Raw genomic sequence first — 3220 nt, 5'->3', positions numbered from 1 at the left:
GGAGCCTGACGATTACCTACTTTCACACGGGCAATCCGCACTATCATCGGCGTGGAGTCGTTTCACGGTCCTGTTCGGGATGGGAAGGGGTGGTACCGACTCGCTATGGTCATCAGGCATGACTTGTTGCTGTATCGCTTTTCTGGGCGCGACAGCCAATCTGGAAGAAGTAGTTGAGAGGATGCCTCTCGGTGTTACCTTGGGTTGTGGGTGTACTGCACAACACTGATCTCAACCGGCGTGTCCCTGCCCCCTTCGGGGGTGGGATGCCCGTAAGCGCTGAAGCGCTAACTGCCATGGACACGAAACACACCTGTTATAGGATCAAGCCTTACGGGCAATTAGTATCAGTTAGCTTAACGCATTACTGCGCTTCCACACCTGACCTATCAACGTCCTGGTCTTGAACGACCCTTCAAGGGGCTCGAAGCCCCGGGGATATCTCATCTTAAGGCGAGTTTCCCGCTTAGATGCTTTCAGCGGTTATCTCTTCCGAACATAGCTACCCGGCGATGCCACTGGCGTGACAACCGGTACACCAGAGGTTCGTCCACTCCGGTCCTCTCGTACTAGGAGCAGCCCCCTTCAAATATCCAGCGCCCACGGCAGATAGGGACCAAACTGTCTCACGACGTTTTAAACCCAGCTCACGTACCTCTTTAAATGGCGAACAGCCATACCCTTGGGACCGGCTACAGCCCCAGGATGAGATGAGCCGACATCGAGGTGCCAAACACCGCCGTCGATATGAACTCTTGGGCGGTATCAGCCTGTTATCCCCAGAGTACCTTTTATCCGTTGAGCGATGGCCCTTCCATACAGAACCACCGGATCACTATGACCTGCTTTCGCACCTGCTCGACTTGTCGGTCTCGCAGTTAAGCACGCTTATGCCATTGCACTATCAGCACGATTTCCGACCGTACCTAGCGTACCTTCGTACTCCTCCGTTACACTTTGGGAGGAGACCGCCCCAGTCAAACTGCCTACCATGCACTGTCCCCGATCCGGATTACGGACCAAGGTTAGAACCTCAAACAAACCAGGGTGGTATTTCAAGGACGGCTCCACGCAGACTGGCGTCCACGCTTCATAGCCTCCCACCTATCCTACACAGATCGGTTCAAAGTCCAATGCAAAGCTACAGTAAAGGTTCATGGGGTCTTTCCGTCTAGCCGCGGGGAGATTGCATCATCACAAACACTTCAACTTCGCTGAGTCTCGGGAGGAGACAGTGTGGCCATCGTTACGCCATTCGTGCAGGTCGGAACTTACCCGACAAGGAATTTCGCTACCTTAGGACCGTTATAGTTACGGCCGCCGTTTACCGGGACTTCAATCAAGAGCTTGCACCCCATCATTTAATCTTCCGGCACCGGGCAGGCGTCACACCCTATACGTCCACTTTCGTGTTTGCAGAGTGCTGTGTTTTTATTAAACAGTCGCAGCCACCAGTTTATTGCAACCCCTTCACCCTCCGCCCGCAGGGGCGTCAAGCTACAGGGGCGTACCTTATCCCGAAGTTACGGTACCAATTTGCCGAGTTCCTTCTCCCGAGTTCTCTCAAGCGCCTTAGAATACTCATCTCGCCCACCTGTGTCGGTTTGCGGTACGGTCTTGTTAAACTGAAGCTTAGAGGCTTTTCTTGGAACCACTTCCGATTGCTTCTTCACCTAAGTGAATGGCCTCACACCCTTGAATTCCGCGCCCGGATTTGCCTAAGCGCCTTCTCCAATGCAAGGACCGGGACTTCCAACACCCGGACAACCTTCCGCGATCCGTCCCCCCATCGCATTTAACAATGGTGCAGGAATATTAACCTGCTTCCCATCAGCTACGCATTTCTGCCTCGCCTTAGGGGCCGACTCACCCTACGCCGATGAACGTTGCGTAGGAAACCTTGGGCTTACGGCGAGGGGGCTTTTCACCCCCTTTATCGCTACTCATGTCAGCATTCGCACTTCCGATACCTCCAGCACACTTTCCAGTGCACCTTCGCAGGCTTACGGAACGCTCTCCTACCATGCACATAAATGTGCATCCGCAGCTTCGGTATATTGCTTAGCCCCGTTACATCTTCCGCGCAGGACGACTCGATCAGTGAGCTATTACGCTTTCTTTAAAGGATGGCTGCTTCTAAGCCAACCTCCTGACTGTTTTAGCCTTCCCACTTCGTTTCCCACTTAGCAATATTTGGGGACCTTAGCTGGCGGTCTGGGTTGTTTCCCTCTTGACACCGGACGTTAGCACCCGATGTCTGTCTCCCGTGATTGCACTCTTCGGTATTCGGAGTTTGCTATGGCGTAGTAATCCGCAATGGACCCCACAACCATGACAGTGCTCTACCCCCGAAGGTGATACACGAGGCACTACCTAAATAGTTTTCGGAGAGAACCAGCTATTTCCAGGTTTGTTTAGCCTTTCACCCCTATCCACAGCTCATCCCCTAACTTTTCAACGTTAGTGGGTTCGGACCTCCAGTACGTGTTACCGCACCTTCATCCTGGCCATGGATAGATCACCTGGTTTCGGGTCTACACCCAGCGACTGAATCGCCCTGTTCGGACTCGCTTTCGCTACGCCTGCCCTAATCGGTTAAGCTTGCCACTGAATGTAAGTCGCTGACCCATTATACAAAAGGTACGCCGTCACCCCTTGCGAGGCTCCGACTGTTTGTATGCATGCGGTTTCAGGATCTATTTCACTCCCCTCCCGGGGTTCTTTTCGCCTTTCCCTCACGGTACTGGTTCACTATCGGTCGATCACGAGTATTTAGCCTTGGAGGATGGTCCCCCCATCTTCAGACAGGATTTCACGTGTCCCGCCCTACTTGTCGTACACCTAGTTCTTCTCCGCTGTTTTCGTCTACAGGGCTATCACCTGCTATGGCGGCACTTTCCAGAGCCTTCGACTAACAATGAAGATAAAGAGTACAGGCTGGTCCCATTTCGCTCGCCACTACTCTGGGAATCTCGGTTGATTTCTTTTCCTGCGGTTACTTAGATGTTTCAGTTCACCGCGTTCGCTTCACATGACCTATGTATTCAGTCATGGATACTCCATTCGGAGTGGGTTTCCCCATTCGGACATCTACGGATCAAAGCTCGTTTGCCAGCTCCCCGTAGCTTTTCGCAGGCTACCGCGTCCTTCATCGCCTGTGATCGCCAAGGCATCCACCACATGCACTTGTTCGCTTGACCCTATAACGGGTGTGTCTTTC

The 3220-nt window shown here is 53.0% G+C and carries 2 rRNA genes; both read right to left on the bottom strand.

Annotation, left to right across the window (positions count from 1 at the left end):
• Positions 1-3: 3 nt before the first annotated feature.
• Positions 4-117, bottom strand: a 5S ribosomal RNA gene (gene rrf / locus BX591_RS35605).
• Positions 118-320: 203 nt separating this feature from the next.
• Positions 321-3200 (bottom strand): 23S ribosomal RNA (locus BX591_RS35600).
• Positions 3201-3220: the final 20 nt, after the last annotated feature.

This window comes from Paraburkholderia bryophila (assembly GCF_003269035.1).
GTDB classification, from domain to species: domain Bacteria; phylum Pseudomonadota; class Gammaproteobacteria; order Burkholderiales; family Burkholderiaceae; genus Paraburkholderia; species Paraburkholderia bryophila.
The sequence above is the reverse complement of the archived record's forward strand: the minus strand, read 5'-3'. Positions and strand labels throughout refer to the sequence as shown.